17 protein-coding genes are annotated in these 19,318 nt (G+C 62.8%); 11 read left to right on the top strand and 6 right to left on the bottom strand.

What is annotated here, in order from left to right:
• The 3 genes from E2K99_RS19530 to E2K99_RS19520 all read right to left on the bottom strand — a co-directional run bounded on the left by E2K99_RS19530 (window position 1) and on the right by E2K99_RS19520 (window position 3,486).
• The gene (locus tag E2K99_RS19530) at window positions 1–570 is read right to left on the bottom strand and encodes a PPC domain-containing DNA-binding protein (protein WP_134223270.1); all 570 of its coding nucleotides are present in this window, start codon (window positions 568–570) and stop codon (window positions 1–3) included.
• On the bottom strand, window positions 567–2,183 hold the full coding sequence (locus tag E2K99_RS19525; protein ID WP_276321834.1) for an acyl-CoA synthetase: 1,617 nt from the start codon (window positions 2,181–2,183) through the stop codon (window positions 567–569). The genes E2K99_RS19530 and E2K99_RS19525 overlap by 4 nt, the downstream gene beginning before the upstream one ends.
• A 121-nt stretch (window positions 2,184–2,304) precedes the next feature.
• On the bottom strand, window positions 2,305–3,486 hold the full coding sequence (locus E2K99_RS19520; protein ID WP_134223269.1) for an acetyl-CoA acetyltransferase: 1,182 nt from the start codon (window positions 3,484–3,486) through the stop codon (window positions 2,305–2,307).
• A gap of 757 nt (window positions 3,487–4,243) precedes the next feature.
• Between E2K99_RS19520 and E2K99_RS19515 the strand changes: the two genes are divergently transcribed.
• From E2K99_RS19515 to E2K99_RS19490, 6 genes are all read left to right on the top strand, one after another.
• Window positions 4,244–5,278: a TRAP transporter substrate-binding protein gene (locus tag E2K99_RS19515; RefSeq protein WP_134223268.1), complete on the top strand. Its 1,035-nt coding sequence runs from the start codon at window positions 4,244–4,246 to the stop codon at window positions 5,276–5,278.
• Window positions 5,279–5,383: 105 nt separating this feature from the next.
• Window positions 5,384–7,267, top strand: coding sequence for a TRAP transporter large permease (locus E2K99_RS19510; RefSeq protein WP_134223267.1), 1,884 nt, complete (start codon window positions 5,384–5,386; stop codon window positions 7,265–7,267).
• A gap of 114 nt (window positions 7,268–7,381) precedes the next feature.
• Window positions 7,382–8,152: an SDR family NAD(P)-dependent oxidoreductase gene (locus E2K99_RS19505; protein WP_121043794.1), complete on the top strand. Its 771-nt coding sequence runs from the start codon at window positions 7,382–7,384 to the stop codon at window positions 8,150–8,152.
• 10 nt (window positions 8,153–8,162) lie between these two features.
• Window positions 8,163–8,963 carry an SDR family NAD(P)-dependent oxidoreductase gene (locus E2K99_RS19500; protein ID WP_134223266.1) on the top strand — a complete coding sequence of 267 codons (801 nt, stop codon included), beginning with the start codon at window positions 8,163–8,165 and terminating at the stop codon, window positions 8,961–8,963.
• 198 nt (window positions 8,964–9,161) lie between these two features.
• On the top strand, window positions 9,162–10,304 hold the full coding sequence (locus tag E2K99_RS19495; RefSeq protein WP_134223265.1) for an AAA family ATPase: 1,143 nt from the start codon (window positions 9,162–9,164) through the stop codon (window positions 10,302–10,304).
• Window positions 10,301–10,795, top strand: coding sequence for a hypothetical protein (locus E2K99_RS19490; RefSeq protein ID WP_039786954.1), 495 nt, complete (start codon window positions 10,301–10,303; stop codon window positions 10,793–10,795). The genes E2K99_RS19495 and E2K99_RS19490 overlap by 4 nt, the downstream gene beginning before the upstream one ends.
• 13 nt (window positions 10,796–10,808) lie before the next feature.
• On the opposite strand, the gene E2K99_RS19485 is transcribed toward E2K99_RS19490, so the two are convergent.
• Window positions 10,809–11,705 carry a LysR family transcriptional regulator gene (locus E2K99_RS19485; RefSeq protein WP_039786956.1) on the bottom strand — a complete coding sequence of 299 codons (897 nt, stop codon included), beginning with the start codon at window positions 11,703–11,705 and terminating at the stop codon, window positions 10,809–10,811.
• A 192-nt stretch (window positions 11,706–11,897) separates the two neighbouring features.
• Between E2K99_RS19485 and E2K99_RS19480 the strand changes: the two genes are divergently transcribed.
• From E2K99_RS19480 to E2K99_RS19465, 4 genes are all read left to right on the top strand, one after another.
• On the top strand, window positions 11,898–13,025 hold the full coding sequence (locus tag E2K99_RS19480) for a sigma-54-dependent Fis family transcriptional regulator (RefSeq protein WP_134223264.1): 1,128 nt from the start codon (window positions 11,898–11,900) through the stop codon (window positions 13,023–13,025).
• 266 nt (window positions 13,026–13,291) lie between these two features.
• Window positions 13,292–15,577 (top strand): bifunctional diguanylate cyclase/phosphodiesterase, encoded by a 2,286-nt coding sequence (locus E2K99_RS19475; RefSeq protein WP_134223263.1) that lies wholly within the window; start codon window positions 13,292–13,294, stop codon window positions 15,575–15,577.
• Complete coding sequence (locus tag E2K99_RS19470) at window positions 15,574–16,470, top strand: phosphate/phosphite/phosphonate ABC transporter substrate-binding protein (RefSeq protein WP_134223262.1); 897 nt, start codon at window positions 15,574–15,576, stop codon at window positions 16,468–16,470. The genes E2K99_RS19475 and E2K99_RS19470 overlap by 4 nt, the downstream gene beginning before the upstream one ends.
• A 35-nt stretch (window positions 16,471–16,505) precedes the next feature.
• Entirely contained in the window at window positions 16,506–16,886 is a 381-nt protein-coding gene (locus E2K99_RS19465; RefSeq protein WP_121043776.1) for a gamma-glutamylcyclotransferase family protein, read from the top strand.
• Window positions 16,887–16,899: 13 nt separating this feature from the next.
• Here the strand turns inward: E2K99_RS19465 and E2K99_RS19460 are convergent, their stop codons facing one another.
• Both E2K99_RS19460 and E2K99_RS19455 read right to left on the bottom strand, forming a co-directional pair.
• Window positions 16,900–17,385: a glutathione peroxidase gene (locus E2K99_RS19460; RefSeq protein WP_039786962.1), complete on the bottom strand. Its 486-nt coding sequence runs from the start codon at window positions 17,383–17,385 to the stop codon at window positions 16,900–16,902.
• 85 nt (window positions 17,386–17,470) lie between these two features.
• Window positions 17,471–18,499: a type IV pilus twitching motility protein PilT gene (locus E2K99_RS19455; RefSeq protein WP_134223261.1), complete on the bottom strand. Its 1,029-nt coding sequence runs from the start codon at window positions 18,497–18,499 to the stop codon at window positions 17,471–17,473.
• A 72-nt stretch (window positions 18,500–18,571) separates the two neighbouring features.
• Here E2K99_RS19455 and E2K99_RS19450 point away from each other — a divergent pair, with 72 nt between their 5' ends.
• Window positions 18,572–19,273: a YggS family pyridoxal phosphate-dependent enzyme gene (locus E2K99_RS19450; protein WP_134223260.1), complete on the top strand. Its 702-nt coding sequence runs from the start codon at window positions 18,572–18,574 to the stop codon at window positions 19,271–19,273.
• Window positions 19,274–19,318 lie beyond the last annotated feature (45 nt).

The raw sequence follows: 19,318 nt of genomic DNA, 5'->3' as shown, positions 1-19,318 counted from the left end.
TCATTCCATGGGTGTCGGATGCAATAGACTGAAGTGCGTCTCTTCATCGCTGTTGACGACGAAGGCGCTGCGGGAGAACAGGCACAGGCGCAGGATGAGCGGATCGTCGCCCACCTCCACCGTGTCGAGCAGCAGATGGCCGCCATGCAGCGTGCCATCGCCATCGATGAAACCTGAGTGGCAATGCAGTAAGACTTTTCCATCGGCGTTCTGGCCGATGGTGATGGCGCCGGTCACGAAGCTGATGACGCCTTCCAATACATGCGGTGGTCCGTAGTCATAAGGCCGGTCGGGATCGCCGGTCTGTTCGATGCGGTGGTAATGCAGGCGCCGCGCGGTACCGCCGCACAGTCGCCCGACGCCGCCGCGCTGGCCGTAGCGTGCCAGCACGCGGCGCAAGGCCGGGCCGACCGGGGTGCCTGGTTGCAGCGTGATACGAAGTTCCTCGGCCGGGTCGGCCTCCAGGTCCAGCGTGCGCGGATAGCTTGGCTGGCCTGCATGAAGGAACTTGCGCACCGCCAGGAAACCGGCGCTGGCCGTGGTCTCGCCTGGTTGGCTGGAGAGTTTCATAGGCGGTAGTCGCCTTGCTCTTCCAGCAGCGCCTTGATCTGTTTCTTGACGATCTTGCCGTAGCCCGACTTGGGCATGCTGTCCCAGTAGACGAATCGGCGCGGCCACTTGTACTTGCCGATGCGGGTTTCCAGATGCGCCAGCAAGGCCTCGCCATCGACCTGCTGGCCAGCCTTGCAGACAATCACCGCCAGCCCGCTTTCGCCCCACTTGGGATCGGGCACGCCCAGCACCGCCACTTCGGAGACGGCCGGATGCGTCAGCAGGGCTTCCTCGATCTCGCGCGGATAGACGTTGGAGCCGCCCGAGATGTACATGTCCGAGGAACGTCCGGTGATGTAGAGGAAGCCATCCTTGTCCACATGCCCGAGGTCGCCGGTATGGAACCAGTCATGCTTGAAGGCCTTGGCATTGGCCTCCGGATTATTGTGATAGCCCATGAAGACGGCTGGTCCGCGCACGCAGATTTCGCCGGTCTCGAAGGGCGCCAGCTCTTGCCCATCCTCGTTCAGGATGGCGATCTGCATGCCGGTACGCGGCATGCCGCAGGTCCCCACGCGTGCCTGCGGATGGGCGTCATCCTCGAAGTGCAAATAGGGCGGCAGGAAGGTAATGTTGCCGGTCACTTCACCCAGGCCGTAATACTGCACCAGCACCTTGCCCAGCTTCTTCAATGCATGGATCTGGTCGGCGCGATACATGGGCGCGCCGGCGTAGATGACGTGTTTCAGCGAGCTGTGATCGTAGCGGTCCACCGACTCATCTTCGACCAGGATCTTGACGATGGTGGGCACGGTGAAGAGATTGTCCACCTTGTATTTTTCCACCAGCTGCCAGGCTTCCTCGACCACCAGCCGTTCGGAAGAGAGCAGGATGCTGGCCGCACCGCGCGCGGTATTGACCACCGCATGCACGCCTGCGCCGTGTGACAGCGGTGCCACCACCAGCGAGCGCGATTGATGCGTGAGTCCCGGCATCAGGTCGGCCAGGTGATTGGTCACCACGAAGGCCATCTGGCCGTGCGAGAGCATGCCGGCTTTGGGATGGCCGGTGGTGCCGGAGGTATAGAAGAACCACAGCGGATCGTCGTAATCGACTTCGGCCTCGCGGAAGGTTTCGCCGCTGCCATCGGCCACCAGCGTTTCGTAATCGAGTTCGCCCGGCCGTGCGTCGGCCAGGGCCACCACGTGTTCGAGCGTGGGCGAGGCGGATTTCACCGCATCGACATACGGCGCGAAACCACGGTCATACAGCATCACGCAGGCGCCGCTGGACTGGCCGAGATAGGCGGCCTCGGGCGGCGTGATGCGGAAATTGGTCGGCACCCAGACCACGCCCATCTTGAAGGCGGCCCAGGCACTCTCGAAGATCTGCTGGTTGTTGCGCGAGTGGACCAGCATCTTGTCGCCCTTCTTGACGCCGCGCCGGGTGAGGGCGTGGGCCAGCGCATCGACACGGGCATTGATCTCGCGCCAGGGGATCAGGCGGTCACTGCCATCGGCTGCGCCTTGCGCCAGGATCAGTCCCGGCTCCTCCGGAAAGCGGCGCGCCACGTCCGAGAGCAGGCGGCCCAGGTTCATCACTTTGCTTAACATCGTCTCACTCGTCCCGATTCTTCTGATGGAATTCTGATGGAAATTGGCGTGCTGCCTTGTTCTGTTTTTCTGCACATCACTTCATGCGGTGCGCCATCGTTCAACGCCAGGATGGCGCACCGCTGCTGCTACCGCATTGTTAGTTCACACGCTCCAGAATGCTCACATAGTTGGCCACCGCTGCGCCACCCATGTTGAACACGCCGGCATAGCGCGCATTGGCGATCTGCATGTCGCCCGCATCATGGGATGCCTGCATGGCCGCCATCACGTGCATCGAGACACCGGTGGCACCGACCGGATGGCCCTTGGACTTCAGCCCGCCCGAGGGATTGACCGGCAGCTTGCCGTCCTTGGCGGTGATGCCTTCGGCAATCACGCGCGCGCCCTGGCCGTGCGGGGCCAGGCCCATGGCTTCGTATTCCAGCAATTCGGCCACGGTGAAGCAGTCGTGCGTTTCCACCAGCGAGAGATCATCGAGGCTCAGGTTGGCCTGACCCAGCGCCTTCTTCCAGGCCAGCTCGGCGGCCTCGAAGCGGGTCGGGTCGCGGCGCGACAGCGGCAGGAAATCATTGACGTGGACCGCCGCGCGGAATTGCACGGCACGCGGCATGGACTTGGCCACATCGGCGGCGCTGATCACCAGGGCCGCTGCGCCGTCGGAAATGAGCGAGCAGTCGGTGCGCTTGAGCGGACCGGCCACGTACGGGTTCTTGTCGGAGACCGTGCGGCAGAAATCGAAACCGAAATCCTTGCGCATGTGAGCATAGGGATTGACCATGCCGTTCTTGTGATTCTTGGCCGCGATCATCGCCAGCGCATCGGACTGGTCGCCGAAGCGATCGAAGTAGCTCTGTGCGATTTTGCCGAAGACCCCGGCAAAGCCGCCCGGAATGCCCGCCTCTTCCTTGGCGTAGCAGGCCTTGAGCAGGACCTCGCCCACTTGCGCGGTGGCCAGCTCGGTCATCTTCTCGAAGCCGATCACCAGCACGTGTTTCGATTCGCCGGCCTTGATCGCCTGCAGGCCCGAATGGATGGCCGCCGAACCGGTGGCGCAGGCATTCTCCAGGCGCGTGGCGGGTTTGAAGCGCAGCTGCGGCAGCGTGTTCAGGACCAGCGAGGAAGGGAAGTCCTGGTACAGGAAACCGGCATTGAAGGTACCGAAGTGCACCGAGTCGATGTCTTCCGGTTGCAGCCCGGCGTGCTCGATGGCGGCCTTGGCGACCTGGCCGATCAGCACTTCCGGATCGATGCCGTCGAGCTTGCCGAACTGCGAATGGTTCCAGCCGGTGATGCAGGGTGAGGATGCAGAAACAGTCATGGGGTTGTCCTTGTGTCCGTAATCACGGGGTCAATGGAGCGGGGTCGCTCCGTTACACACAGGGGCAATATGCAAAATCGGTGCCACGCGCAGGACCGCTTGCGCCACCGCATGCAGCCGGTGTCGAAGGTCCCTTGCCTCGGCATCGCGCAGCCGGTGATGGCGCCATCGCGCCAGGTGCCGGCCTGCATCTTGCCCGTCTCCTGAGAGTGCCGGCGCAAAGCCGCGCCGGGTCTCGCTTTGTTGTTGATGTTGATGCGTGCTGATGTGTTCGGCAGGCGGCCCGCTCATTCCCGACATGCAGGAAAAAATGGAACAGGGCAGGGCCGTGCCCGCCGACCGCATGAAGATAGCACGTACTTTACGTTAACGTAAATCATTGCGCTGCAGCAGCCGGCAGGCATCACTATTGCCGGTGAGCAGCATGAACAGGTGTCGATTCCTGCGACAGTGCAGCGACACTCCTGCGACAGGTGTCGCAGCCCCGCTGCACGTAAATAAATGAGGGCGGCGATGATTGCGTGCTTGTACAGGCCCGCCCTTATCGCAGAGAATACAGGCGCAGTGCCGTTGAGGGAGCGGGGCGAGGCCATGCCGACCAGGGAGGACCGGGGGCTTGGCATCCAATTTGCTCTGTCGAGGCACAGGCAGTGTTGACCACCCGGGACAGGGAGCTGCACGCCCGATCCAGCAAGCCCTGGTAGCGCCGGATTCAGCAAATTTCAAAATTACAAACAGACAGACAGGAGACAAGCAGATGGAACAATCCACTGGCAAGATCACGCGCCGCCATTTTCTGAAGACGGCTTCGGTGGCGTCGGCTGCCGCCGCTACCGGCCTGGTATCGACCTCGGCGCATGCGGCCGAGTTCACCTTCAAGTACGCCAACAATCTGCCGGTCACGCACCCGATGAATGCGCGCGCCAAGGAAATGGCCGCGGCCATCGCGGAACAATCCAAGGGCCGCATCGAACTGCAGCTCTACCCCAACAACCAGTTGGGCACCGATACCGACATGCTCTCGCAGGTGCGTGCGGGCGCGATTGATTTCTTCACGCTCTCGCCGCTGATCCTGGGCACGCTGGTGCCGGCTGCGCAGATCTCCGGCATCGGCTTCGCCTTCAAGGATTACAGCCAGGTCTGGCCGGCCATGGATGGCGAGCTGGGTGCGCATGTGCGCAAGCAGATCGAAGCCAAGTCCACACTGTTCGCCTTTGAAAAGATCTGGGACAACGGCTATCGCCAGATCACCAACAGCACCAAGCCCATCAAGGTGGCCGACGACCTCAAGGGCATGAAGCTGCGCGTGCCGCCCAGCCCGCTGTGGACCTCGATGTTCAAGGCCTTCGATGCGGCCCCGACCTCGATCAACTTCGCCGAAGTCTATTCGGCCCTGCAGACCAAGATCGTGGAAGGCCAGGAAAACCCCATGGCCATCATCTCCACCGCCAAGCTCTACGAAGTGCAGAAGTACTGCTCCATCACCAACCACATGTGGGATGGCTTCTGGTTCCTGGGCAACAAGAAATCCTTCGAGCGCCTGCCCAAGGACCTGCAGGACATGATGGCCCGCATCATCAACGAAGCCGCCATGAACCAGCGTGCCGACGTGCGCAAGCTCAACGATTCGCTGGTCGATGAAATGAAGGGCAAGGGTCTGGCCTTCAACAATGCCGATGCCGATTCCTTCCGCGCCAAGCTGCGCAGTGCCGGTTTCTATGCCGAGTGGAAGAAGAAGTTCGGCGACGAGCCCTGGGCCCTGCTGGAAAAGTACACCGGCAAGCTGGCCTGAACGGTCCGTTTGCCGGGGCTCATGCCTGCATGAGCCCGTGCGCCGGAGTGCTGCCCTCGCCGTGAGGGCAGCGCTCCCGCCCTGAATCCATTTCGCTGGAGCTTGATGATGGAAGCTGCAATGACTTACCGCACCCCGGTCAACATGAACCCGGCTGCGCGCGCGCTGGTCGCATTCAATCGCATGGTGATGCACGTGGTCGGTGCCGTAGCCGCCGCCCTGGTGGTGGCTGAAACCGTGGTGCTGCTGACCGGCGTGATCTACCGCTATGCGCTGCATGACCCGCTGGTGTGGTCGGATGAACTGGCCTCGATCCTCTTCATCTGGCTGTCGATGCTGGGGGCCGTGCTGGCGCTGGATCGCGGCGAGCACATGCGGCTCACCGCCATCATCAACAAGTGTTCCGAGAAAGGCCGCGTGTGGCTCGAAACGGTGGCTGCTTTGGTGGTCTGCATCTTCGTGCTGATGGTGATCCACCCGGCCGTGGACCATGCGGTGGAGCAGATGCCGATCACCACACCGGCGCTGGAAATTCCCGATGGCCTGCGCGCCGCAGCCCTGCCGGTCGGCGCGATCCTGATGCTGCTGGCGGCGGTCTCGCGCATGGCCGCCATGACGACGATGCGCCTGCTGCTCTCCGCCCTGGCCGTGGTGGCCGTGATTGCGGGCGCGCTGTGGCTGGCCAAGCCCATGCTGCTGAGCATGGGCAATTACAACCTGATCGTGTTCTTCGTGCTGCTCATCGGCGTATGCGTGGCCGGGGGCATTCCCATCGCGTTTGCTTTCGGTACGGCCACCATGGCCTATCTGGCCCTGGCCACCACGGCTCCGCTGATGATCGTGGTCAGCCGCATGGACGAGGGCATGTCCAGCCTGATCCTGCTGTCGGTGCCGCTGTTCGTGCTGCTGGGCTCCTTGCTGGAAATGTCGGGCCTGGCCAAGACCCTGATCGACTTCATGGCCGCGCTGCTGGGCCACGTGCGCGGCGGCCTGCAATACGTGCTGCTGGGGGCGATGTTCCTGGTCTCCGGCATCTCCGGTTCCAAGGCAGCCGACATGGCCGCGATTGCCCCGGCGCTGTTCCCCGAGATGAAGAAGCGCGGTTCCAAGCCGGAAGAACTGGTGGCCTTGCTGTCCTCCTCCGGTGCCATGACCGAAACCATTCCGCCGAGCCTGGTGCTCATCACCATCGGTGCGGTCTGCAGCGTGCCGATCACGGCGCTGTTCATTGGCGGCCTGATGCCGGCCGCGATTGCCACCATCGCCATTGCGGTCGTGTGCTGGATGCGTGCGCGCCGCGAGCCGATGCCGGATGTGCAGCGCGCGCCGGTCTCGCTGATCGTCAAGACCCTGATCGCGGCCATTCCGGCGCTGGCGCTGCCCATGCTCATCCGCGTGGCCGTCATCGAAGGCGTCGCCACGGCAACCGAAGTGGCCACCATCGGCGTGGCCTATACGGTGGTGGTCGGGCTGATCATGCACCTGTTCCTGAAGCACCTGAACTTCAAGCGGCTCTATCCCATGCTGATCGAATCGGCGGCCTTGTCGGGCGCCATCCTGCTCATCATCGGCATGGCCACCGCGATGGCCTGGGCGCTCACGCAATCGGGCTTCTCGGCCAAGCTGGTGGCGCTGATGCAGGGCGTGCCCGGTGGCGGTGCCGGATTCCTGCTGATCACCATCGTCATCTTCATCGTGCTGGGCAGCCTGCTGGAAGGCATTCCCGCCATCGTGCTGTTCGGGCCGCTGCTGTTCCCGGTGGCGCGTTCGCTGGGCGTGCATGACGTGCACTATGCGATGGTGGTGATCCTGGCCATGGGCATCGGCCTGTTCGCACCGCCTTTCGGGGTCGGCTTCTATGCCGCATGCGCCATCGGCAAGGTCTCGCCGGATGGCGTCTTCAACCGGGTCTGGGGCTACCTGGCGGCGCTGGTGGTGGCGCTGCTGGTGGTGGCCTTCGTGCCCTGGATTTCCATCGGTTTCCTCTGATCCCCGCATGAGTCTTGCGAGCGATCGGGAAGCTTCCTTGATTGACCTGCCAACGACGAATTAAAAACGGCGGCCCCACCTCCTTGCGGGGCCGCCCACATCCACGGAGACAATATGAATCGCAATGATAGCGGCGCCCGCGTGGCGCTCGTGACGGGCGGAGCCATGGGCATCGGCGCCAGCATTTCCGCACAACTGGCCGCCAAGGGACACACCGTCCTGGTGGCCGACATCAACCTGGAAGCGGCGTCCAAGACCGCCGATGCGCTGGTGGCTGCCGGCCATCGCGCAGCCGCGCTGCAGATGGATCTGGGCAGCCCGGAGGCGATTGCCCAGGCCTTCGCCCACATCGAAAAGGATTACGGACGCTGTGACGTACTGGTCAACAATGCGGGCGTGGCGCGCACCTATTCCTTCCTGGACTATCCACTCGACAACTGGCTGCAGACCATGAACGTCAATGTGACCGGCGTGCTGCTGGCGGGCCAGCATGCGGCGCGGCTGATGGTCAGCAAAGGCTGGGGGCGCATCGTCAACATCTCTTCCATCTCGGGCATCCGCGCCGGTGCCGGCCGCACGGCCTATGGCACCTCGAAGGCGGCGGTCATCGGGCTCACGCGCCAGATGGCCATCGAGCTGGCGCAGTACGGCATCACCGTCAACAGTGTCGCACCCGGTCCGGTCGACACGCCCATGACCCAGGCCATGCATTCGGAGCAGACGCGCGAGAGCTATTACCGCCTGGTCCCGATGCGCCGCTATGGCACCACCGATGAAATCGCCTCGGCGGTCTGCTATCTGGCGGCGGAGGAGTCGGCCTACATCACCGGCCACGTGATTCCGGTCGATGGCGGCTTCGTCGCGGGCGGCGTGCTGGAAATCTGAGAGGACATCGATGGACAAGCTCATGCAAGACAAGGCCATCATCGTCACCGGTGCCGGTTCGGTGGGCGAGGGCTGGGGCAACGGCAAGGCCGCTGCCGTGCTGTATGCGCGCGAGGGCGGCCGGGTGCTGGCGGTGGATCGCAGCATCGAAGCGGCATTGGAGACCCAGGAGATCATCCGCCGCGAAGGCGGCGTGTGTGAAGTACTGGCGGCGGACGTCTCGCGCAGCGCCGATGTGAAAGCCATTGCGGAGGCGGCCATGGCGCATTTCGGGCGGGTCGACGTCTTGCACAACAACGTCGGTATCGCCGAAGTCGGTGGGCCGGTGGAGACCAGCGAAGAAAGCTGGAACCGGCTGGTGGCGGTCAACCAGACCAGCCTGTTCCTGACGCACAAGTACGTGTTGCCCATCATGGAGAAGCAGGGGAAAGGGGCCATCGTCAACATCTCCTCGATGGCGGCTTTACGCTGGATCGGTTTTCCCTACCTGGGCTATACGGCGACCAAGGCGGCGATCCTGGCCTTCACCAAGAACGTGGCGATGCAGTATGCACCCATGGGCATCCGCGCCAATTGCGTGCTGCCCGGCATGATGGACACGCCCATGATCCGCGAGCCGCTCAAGGCTTCCTATGGCGGCGACATCGAGGAGATGCGCGCCAAGCGCAATGCGCAATGTCCGATGGGCTTCATGGGGGATGCGTGGGACGTGGCGCATGCCTCGCTGTTCCTCGCTTCCGACAACGCGCGCTACATCACCGGGCTGGACATGATCGTCGATGGCGGGCTGTCGCTGCGCTGTGTCGGCTGAGTGCCGCTTGTTGAACCTTGTTTGTTGACCGCGGCCAGGCGGGCGTGGAAGCCGACCTGCTGCGGTTTGATGCCCGGACGTGCAAGAACGTCCGGGCTTTTTTCATCGTCCCGGCAATGATGAAACTTGTCTCCCGGAGGAAATTCGCATATCTTGTTTGCTTGTTTAGACAAAAATTGTCATGAAAGTGGATCAAGAATGCTGCTCGAATTCGGATTCAAGAACTTCTTGTCCTTCAAGGAAGGGACGTCGGTTTCCTTCAAGCTGGATTCCAAGACGCCGGAAACGGTCCGTTCAGGACGCGACTTCGCGACCGTCATGTGCGTCAAGGGGGCCAATGGCAGCGGCAAGACGCATCTACTGAAAGCGCTCGCCTTTGTCGGCAGTTTTGCCTCCAGTTCATTCAGCGAAAATCCTGACGCCGAGATCGCAATCGATCCCTTTTTCTCGTCCAAAAAGCCCACCGAGTTTTACGTCGAATTTCGCACGGAGGAGGCGCAGTACTTGTACGAACTGTCGGTGACCAGGAAGAAGGTGGTGCGTGAAGCGCTCTATGAGACGGTCAAGCGCAAGACCTTGTTGTTCGAGCGTCTTGGCGACGAGGTGCATCCGGTGAAGCGCCTCCATTACCTGTCTTCCATCAAGATCCGTTCCAATGCATCCGTGATCTCCATTTCAAATCAGCACGGAGGCGATGCGCTCAAGGGCGTGCACCAATTCTTCAGCCGCATCCGCTTCAATGTCACGCAGTCCGGATTCTCGACACGCGGAAGGATTTTTGACGCCAACACGGTCTCACGATTCTTTGTCGATCAACCTTCCTATCTGCGGCAGGCAGTGCAATTCCTGCAGGAGTGCGACGTCGGCATTTCCGATATCACCATCTCTGTCGAGGAAAGCGTCGACAAGGAAAAGCGCTATTTTCCGGTCTTCCATCACAAGGTGGGCAATAAGACCGAAATGGTCACACCCAGCACCGAATCGAGCGGAACGCTTTATCTTTACCGCCTGATGCTGGCGTATTTCCTCACCATTGCCGAGGGCAGCGTCCTGGTGCTGGATGAATTCGATATCTACCTGCACCCCCATATCCTGCCCAAGATCCTGCGCCTTTTCCTCGATGAGGAAATCAATGGCCATGGCGCGCAGTTCCTCTTCAGCGCCCACAACTCGGAAATTCTCGATATCTGCGGCAAGTATCGGACCTATCTGGTCAACAAGGAAAACAACGCCAGTTATGCTTACCGGCTCGATGAGATCCCCGGAGAAATGCTCCGCAATGATCGATCCATCATTCCTGTGTATAACGAAGGCAGAGTAGGGGGAGTCCCGCGCTTATGACGAGGTTCAAGAATCAGGCCAAGCAGAATTTCCTGGCGTCGATACCGACGTGCAGCATTGAGCATCCGTCAGACAGCTTGTCAGCGCGTTGCAAATTCAACTTCTCGTATTTCGAGCATCAGGCTGCGGGCCAGGATTTCAGCCAGTGGTCCAGGGAGCAGCTGGTGGCTTTCATGCAGAAGCTCAAGGAGTTCACCAGGGAATCACTGGACTACTGGACAAGGCAACCCGTTGGCAAGACCGGAAGCGTGTTGTCCTTGTATGGCGGCTTTCCGGCGCGGTCCGAATTCGTCCATCCCAAGCATGTGCCGCACGAGGCATGTTGGGCGCGCTTCCGGCTGGATTGGTCTTCACGGCTTTGCGGCTTTGTCATTCCCAAGGCGTATGCGGGCAAGCAGCACAACGGCTACGCATTCTGCGCCAACACCTTCTACGTCGTCTTCCTTGATGACCATCACAAGTTCTATCTGAGCAAAGATCGCGGGTATTGATTGCGAACTGGGCCTAGCCGGTCTGCATCTTCCCCCACACCTCCACCGCCGTCTCCGCAAACGTCCGTATGCAGGGATTGGTATTCTCCCGGTTCCAGATCACCGCCACCTCCACCGTCGGCGCACCGATGAGCGGTTTGAAGACCGTGGTGTCCAGATGCATGGCCTGCATCGAGGTCGGCACCAGGGCCACGCCCAGGCCTTCACCGACCAGGTTGACGATGGTCTGCTGCAGGTTGGTCTCCAGCACGATGCGGGGACGGAAACCATGCAGCTGGCAATGCTGCTGGATCAGGTCATACACCACCGGCGCAATCGGACGCGGAATGCTGATGAAGGCATCCTCGGCCAGCTCGGCGGCCGAGATGTCGGGCTTGTGCGCCAGCCGGTGCCCGCGCGGCAGCACCGCCAGCAAGGGTTCGGCATAGATGGTGTGGCTGTCGAGCCGGCGGCAATCCTCCGGCCGATACATGATGCCCACGTCGATCTTCTCATCCTCGAGGTCGGTGGCCAGCAGGTTGGGCACGTATTCGCTCAGGCGCATGTCCACCTCCGGATAGGCCGCCGAATAATGGCGCGTCACCGCCGGCAGGATGTTGTAGGCCGAGGACATCATGAACCCCACCTTCAGCGCACCGCTCTGCCCGGTGCTGGACGAGGCCGCATTGCGCTTGGCCCGCTCCAGTGCCTTGAAAATTTCTGTGGTGTCGCGATAAAAATATTTGCCCGCTGACGTCAGCTGGATGGCGCGTTTGCTGCGGTCGAACAATTGCGCGCCCAACTCCCTCTCCAGCGCCGCAATCTGCCGTGTCAGCGGCGGTTGCGAGATATGCAGCAACTCTGCCGCGCGTCCGAAATGGAGGGTTTCTGCTACGGTGCGGAAATAGGTGAGGTGTCTCAATTCGATCATTTGATACCTTCAAGGTATTGATTCTGTCTGTACATTGTATTGGAAGTCATGGATCGGACTGGCTATTCTTTGCCGCAGACGTGCCGTTGCGACACATCTCCGGGCCCGCCCCAGGCGGCTTCCCGCGCATAAAGAACCGGTCCCGAGGGAAGCCGGCTCGATAAAAAAAGCAGTCCAAGACAGGAGACCATCATGCCGACCACCCCGGTAGCGCAGCCCTTGCCTGACAGTGACGTTTGCCTCACCCCCGCACCCCTTTCGGCTTCCACGCGCCACGCCCCGCGCTATCGCGACATCGGCCAGCTCGCCGCCGGCGACGAGCTGATGCGCGACCTGGTCGAGCGCGGCAAGCGCCTGATCGATCGCGGCATTCCCGTGCTGATCCTGGGCGAGACCGGTACCGGCAAGGAATACCTCGCGCGCGCCCTGCATGACTACAGCGCGCGCCGCCGCGCCAGCTGGATCGCCATCAACTGCGCCTCCATCCCCGAGAGCCTGGCCGAAAGCGAATTGTTCGGCTACGCCAAGGGGGCCTTCTCCGGTGCGCTGCCCGGCGGCATGAAGGGCAAGGTCCAGCAGGCCGATGGCGGCACGCTCTTCCTCGATGAAATCGGCGACATGCCCTTCGCCCTGCAGACACGCCTCTTGCGCGTGCTCTCCGAACGCGAAGTGATTCCGCTGGGGGCATTGCGTCCGGTACCGGTGGATGTGCAACTGATCTGCGCCACGCACCAGGACCTCAAAACCCTGGTCGCCGAAGGCCGCTTCCGTGAAGACCTGTATTACCGCATCGCCGGTGGCGTACTGCGTCTGCCGGCCCTGCGCGACCGCAGCGACCGGCCCGCGCTGGTGATGCAGATGATCGCCGATGAGCTTGGCCATGCGGCCGACGAGAGCATGCTCGATCCCGCCGCCCTGCAGCGCCTGCTGGCCTATCCCTGGCCGGGCAATCTGCGCCAGCTGCATGCGGTGATCCGCTACAGCTGTGCCGTCATGAATGACGGCCGCATCACCCTGCGTGATCTGCCGGAAGAACTGATGCAGTTCCAGCCCGCCACGCTGGCGCAGGTGCTGCCGCTGCACCGTCCGGCATCGCGCCTGGCCGCCAGGAGCAGCAGCCAGGCCAACGCCGCCGATCCAGGGCGTGATGAACGCACCCGCGTCATCGAAGCCCTGAACGGCAGCCGCTGGAACATCTCCGCCGCCTCGCGGCAACTGGGCATGTGCCGGGCCTCGCTGTACCGCAAGCTGCGCCAGCTCGATATCCCCCATGTGCGCGATCAGGCCATGCCTGCGCATGCTGCCTATGCGGTTGCCTGAAACGATATAAATCATTTGCGCAGCATCTGGTGCACGGCAAGAGCGTTCCCCCGGCGCGTTTGCCAGCATTAAATTTCTGTTAATGCTCGTGCGTTTGTCATTCACTTGAAATAAATGCCCGCTACCCTCAGCCAGTCAAAAAGGGACAAGCGAAGGTGCCGGTCTCGGCACCATGATCAGGCGGGTGGGGATTGCGTAAGCCGTTATCGTTCGAGCCACAAGGGCTGCTGACCAGACTGCTCGCGGGCAGGGGCGTGTCGGCGGGGATGGTGCTGCTCGCCGCCGGCGCGTTGTCGCTGTTGTGGTATTTCACGCTGATCCGCATCGAGAATGAAAAACAGCTGGCCATCGCCGGCTCGGTGGCCGACAGCCGCAACGTGGCCGCCATCGTCTCGGCCAATCTGGATGAAGTGCTGGGCAAGACCCTGCTGTATTCGCGCATCGGGCAGTCCATGCTCAATGGCGAGCAATCATCCTCGGCGTATTTCAATCCGCTCTTCAATGGCGATTCGGCCTACCTGCGTGTGGCCATGTTCGATGCGCGCGGACGGCTGGTCTATTCCTCGGCACGCCAGAAGAGCGAGCCGGAACTGAGCCGTCTCATCAATGCCGGTTTCATGAGTACGCTGACCAGTACCGGCGAACAGAACCCGATGATCATCAAGCCACCCCTGAACCGCGACGGCTACAGCTGGCGCGTGCCGCTGCTCATTCCGCTGCAGGATGGCAAGGGAACGCTGCAGGGATTCTTCGCCGCCATTCTCGATCTGGGCTATTTCCTCAAGACCTATGAAGAGGTCAGCGTGGATGGTGCCAGCCGTATCGAGATCATCAACACCGCCGGGCTGCAACTGGCCGAGCTGGCCGGGGGCATCCTCTCGGGCGGCTCCAACTACGCCGGGCAGGAGTACGCCACCTTCCTGCTGACCGGCAAGGGCGATGGTCTCATCCATGCACTGCGTCCGGGTGATGCGGCCCAGCATGTGGGCGTGCAGCGCCGGCTGGCGCATTACCCGCTGGCGGTGGTGGTCAGCCGCGACCAGCAGGTATTGCTGGGCAAGCTGTGGCCGGCGCACCGGCAGTATTACCTGCAGGCCATCCTGATCTCGCTGCTGGTAGTGGTGCTCTCGGGCGGCCTGATCGCGATGGCGCACCGTCGCCGTTTTCTGTACGAGCAACTGCTGTATTCCGAGCGCGAGAAGAGCGGCCTGATCCAGCAGCTGGAACAGGAAAAGAGCCGCGCCTACCAGCTCGCCTCGCACGACTACCTGACCGGCATCCCCAACCGCATGCTGTTCTACGAGCTGGCCGCCACCGAACTCTCGCGGGCGCGGCGCAGCCGCAACCTGTATGCGCTGTTCTTCCTCGATCTCGACAAGTTCAAGCTCATCAACGACACGCTCGGCCATGCCGTGGGCGACGCCCTGCTGCAGGAAGTGGCACGCCGCCTGCGCGCGGCCGTGCGCGAATACGACCTGGTGGCGCGGCTGGGCGGCGATGAATTCGTGGTGCTGGTGTCCGAGATCCGCAGCGAGGAAGTGGTTGCCGAGATTGCCGACAAGCTGGTCGAAACCCTGCGCGCACCGTATCCCGACCTGCTGGGCTGCGATGTCGAAACCGCGCCCAGCATCGGCATCGCGCTGTATCCGCGCGATGGCCAGAGCATCACCACGCTGATGACCAATGCCGACTCGGCCATGTACACCGCCAAGAGCGCTGGCAGCGGCCTCTATCGTTTCTACGATGCCTCGCTCAATGCGATTGCGGTGCGCGGGCTGGAGTTGCTGGGACGCTTCCGCCAGGCCCTCAAGGAAAACGAATTCTGCCTGCACTACCAGCCCAAGGTGGCGCTGCAGGACTATCGCGTGGTCGGCATGGAAGCGCTGATCCGCTGGCAGCATCCTGAGCATGGCCTGATCTTTCCCGGCGAGTTCATCGGCCTGGCCGAAACGCATGACCTGGTCCAGCCGCTGGGCCACTGGATCATCGAGGCAGTCTGCCGGCAACTGGCGCAATGGCGTGCCGACGGGCTGCCGCTGGTACCGGTGGCCATCAATGTCTCGGCCAAGCAATTGAATGACGAGCGCCTCATCGCCACCGTGCGTGAATCCCTGCAGCGCCATCAGCTGAGCGCGCATTGGCTGGAGATCGAGGTCACCGAAAGCTGCTTCATCACCGACCTGGAACAGGCGCGCCAGACCCTGGAAAAGCTGCGCGACGAAGGCCTGCGCATCTATCTGGATGACTACGGCACCGGCTATTCCAGCCTCAGCCACATCAAGGCGCTGCCGGTGTATGCACTCAAGATCGACCGTTCCTTCGTGCGCGACATCCGCAACGACAACAGCGACGGCATGATCGTCGCTTCCACTGTCACGCTGGCACGCAATCTCGGCTTGAAGGTGGTGGCCGAAGGCGTGGAAACCCGTGAACAACTCATGCACCTGAAGCTGATGGGCTGCGACGAAGTGCAGGGGTTCTATCTGCAACGCCCGGTCGCCGCAGCACAGCTGGTGCCGCTCCTGCAGAAAGGCAGCTTCGATTTCTCATGAAGACCCGCATCGCTTCCCTGTCCCTGGCCGCCGCTGCGCTTTGCGCCCTGCTGATGGCCATGCCGACAATGGCCGCCAACCGCAGCACCTGTGAACGGCCGCAGCGGCTGCGCTTTTCCTTCGTGCCGCAGGGGCGCGACGTCGACCAGCAATCGGCCCTGGCCCCCCTGGTGGAAGAATTGCGCGAACGGTTGAAGATGCCGGTGGACGTGATCATCCCGACCTCCTACGGCGGTGTCATCGAAGGACTGATCGCCGGTGCCATCGATGTCGCGCGGCTGGGGCCGGCGTCCTACGTGACGGCGCGCAAGGGCGATCCGCAGATTACGCCTTTTGCCTCGATGGAGCAGGTGGAGCCCAATTTTGCAGCGCAGGGAGGCGTGTCGTCGGTGTATTACTCGCTGTTGATCACGCGCCAGCAGGGACCGTATGACAGCGTGGCCTCGCTCAGGGGCAAGGTGCTGGCGCTGGCCGATCCCGACAGCACGTCCGGCGCGCTGATCCCGCGCCACCTCTTTGCGCGCCAGTACAAGCTGCAGTTCGACCAGTATTTCTCGCGCATCGGCTATTCAGGCAATCATGAGAAATCGGTCTTGGCCGTGCTGAACCACAATGCCGATGCGGCATTCGTGGCCAGTACCAATCTCTCGCGCATGATCAGCGACGGCCAACTCAAGAAGAGCGATGTGCGGGTACTATGGCGTTCGGGGCCGATTCCTTTCGACCCCTTCGTCTATCGGGGCCAGCTGTGCGCCGATATTCGCAACAAGATCCGCGAAGTCTTCCTGGACAAGAACGCGCTGCGCGTGAAGCTGGCCCTGGATAACCTGCGTGCCACCCACTTCGTGCCGGTGCACGACGCGGCTTACCAGATCATCCGTGCATTGCCGTAACGGCGGGCTGCACGGCGCTTTGCAGGAGAGAAGCTGTGCCCAAGGTGTTCGTCTATGGTTCGCTCAAGCGCGGGCAATCCAATGCGTTCATGATGGACGGTGCGCAGTTCGTGGCCCCGGCTCGCAGCGTGCAGTGCTGGCGGCTGGTGGCCTTGCCGCATTATCCGGCGCTGGTGTGGGAGCAGGGGCCGTGCCGCATCGCCGGTGAAGTGTGGGAAGTGCCCGAGACGATGATGGCGCAGCTGGACCGCTTCGAGGAAGTGCCGGTGCTCTACACGCGGCAGGAGATCGAGGTGGAGCTTGAAGCGCCGGACCCTGCGCAGCCGGGCCGCTTGCTGATGGCCCATGCGTATTTCATGCCGGCCGCGCTGGCCGCTGCCGGGCGCGAGCTGCACGAGGGCTGCTGGCCGGCATGAAGAGTGGACTGGTTTATTCGGCCAGCAGCGTTTCGATATCGGAAATCATTTCCTCAGGGCGAGTCTGCGGTGCATAGCGCTTGAAGACGGTGCCGTCACGGCGCACCAGGAACTTGGTGAAATTCCATTTGATGGCCTTGCTGCCCAAGAGGCCTGGCGCTTCCTTCTTCAGGTACTGGTAGAGCGGATCGGCCTGGTCGCCATTGACATCGATCTTGGCGAACAGCGGAAAGCTCACGCCGTAATTCTTTTCGCAGAAGGCACCGATTTCCTCGGCATTGCCCGGCTCCTGCGCCCCGAACTGGTTGCAGGGGAAACCCATCACTTCCAGTCCGCGTGCGTGGAACTGGCGGTGGATGGCTTCCAGCCCGTTGTATTGCGGCGTGAAGCCGCACTTGCTGGCGGTATTGACGATGAGCAGCACCTTGCCGCGCAGCTGTTCCAGCGGGAAGGGCGTCTGGTCGGCCAGCTTGGGCTGGAAATCGTAGAGAGTGGTCATGGATCGTTCCTTGAGGCTAGCATCGGTGTGGCCGCCATTCTAAACCGCTGTGCGCGGGCTTGCTTGGGGCCGCCCGTACGGGGGATCAGGCCTGCAGGCCGTGTTCGCGTGCGCTCGCCGCACTGATGCGGCCCTGTTGCACCAGCAGCGACAGGCATGCCTGCAGCGTCTGCATGCCCTGCGCGGCACCGGCCTGCATGGCCGAAAGCAGTTGCGCGCTGCGTCCCTCGCGGATGAGGTTGCGCACCGCCGCCGTAGCCACCAGTACCTCATGGGCCGCCACCCGTGCGGCACCGTCAGCGGACGGCAGCAGGACCTGCGCGACCACGCCCTGCAGTGCCTCGGCCAGCAGGGCGCGCGCGGTGTCCTTCTCGCCTTCGGGGAAGGCATCGATGATGCGATCCACTGCGCGCGCGGCCGAGGCCGCATGCAGTGTGGCCAGCACCAGATGGCCGGTCTCGGCGGCGGTCAGGGCCAGGCGGATGGTCTCCGTATCACGCAGCTCGCCGACCAGCAAGACATCCGGATCCTCGCGCAGCGCCGCCCGCAGGGCCTGCGCGAAGCTGGCGACGTGGGTGCCGATCTCGCGCTGGCTGACCAGGGCGCGACAGGGCGTGTGCAGGAATTCGACGGGATCTTCGAGGGTGAGGATGTGGACCGGGCGCGTCTCATTGATGAGCCTGACCATGGCCGCCAGCGTGCTGCTCTTGCCCGACCCGGTCGGCCCGCTCACCAGCACCAGGCCATGCGGGCGGGTGGCCAGTTCGGCACAGGCGGGCGGTGCGTGCAGTTCGGCCAATGCCGGCGGCTGCTGGCCCAGCGGGCGGATGGCGGCGGCCGGGCCGCGTTGCTGGTGGAAGGCGTGGATGCGGAAGCGGCCCAGTCCCGGCAGCGCCAGGGCGAAGTCGCAATCGGTCCCGGCGCGGTAGTGCGGTTGCAGGGGCGCGGGCATCACCGCCAGCAGGGATTGCTGCAGGTGAGCGCCGTCCAGCGGCTGCAGGTTGATGCGGCGAATGGCCCCGTGGACTCGCAGCAAGGGCGCGAGCCCTGCACAAAGATGCAGATCGGAAGCCTGATTCCTGACGGCAAATGCCAGTAGGGTGGCAATGTCCATTTATAATCCCGGCAAGGTTGGACCAACAATATCGTTATCTCCCTGCAGGCTGCCCCTTCCGGCTCCCGGATTATGTCGTCAATCGCTCAACACTTGCAACACGTGCAACAACAGATCGCCCAGGCCGCCGGCCAGGCCGGGCGGCTGCCGTCCTCGGTGCAGTTGCTGGCCGTTTCCAAGACCTTTGGACCGGAGGCGGTGGCCGAAGCAGTGGCCGCCGGCCAGCGCGCCTTTGGCGAAAATTATTTGCAGGAAGCGCTCGACAAGATCGCCGCGCTGCCCGCCCTGGTGCCGGAGACGCCACTGGAATGGCATTTCATCGGCCCCCTCCAGAGCAACAAGACCCGGCCCATCGCCGAGCACTTCGACTGGGTGCATTCGGTGGACCGTCTCAAGATCGCCCAGCGCCTGTCGGAACAGCGGCCTGAGGAACTGGGGCCGCTCAACATCTGTCTGCAGGTCAACATCAGCGCCGAAGCCAGCAAGAGCGGCCTGACCCCGGAGGAATTGCCCGAGGTCGCGGCCCAGGTGGCGCAATTGCCCCGGCTGCGCCTGCGTGGCCTGATGGCGATACCGGCCCCCAGCGACGATATGAAGCAACAGCGCGCCGCCTTTGCAGCGGTTCGCGGCCTGTATGAACAATTGCGCACAGGCGGACTGGCGTTGGACACTCTGTCCATGGGCATGTCGGCCGACCTGGAGGCAGCGGTGGCCGAAGGGGCCACCATCGTGCGGGTCGGCAGCGCCATCTTCGGGGCAAGGCATTACGCGTGATGGCCCGTGAGGGGCAACGCGATTTGGCCCCTGTGAAGTTTTTTA

The organism is Herbaspirillum huttiense (genome assembly GCF_004367745.1).
In the GTDB taxonomy this organism is placed as follows: domain Bacteria; phylum Pseudomonadota; class Gammaproteobacteria; order Burkholderiales; family Burkholderiaceae_D; genus Herbaspirillum; species Herbaspirillum huttiense.
Note: the sequence above shows the minus strand (reverse complement) of the source record. Positions and strands in the feature narration are given on the sequence as shown.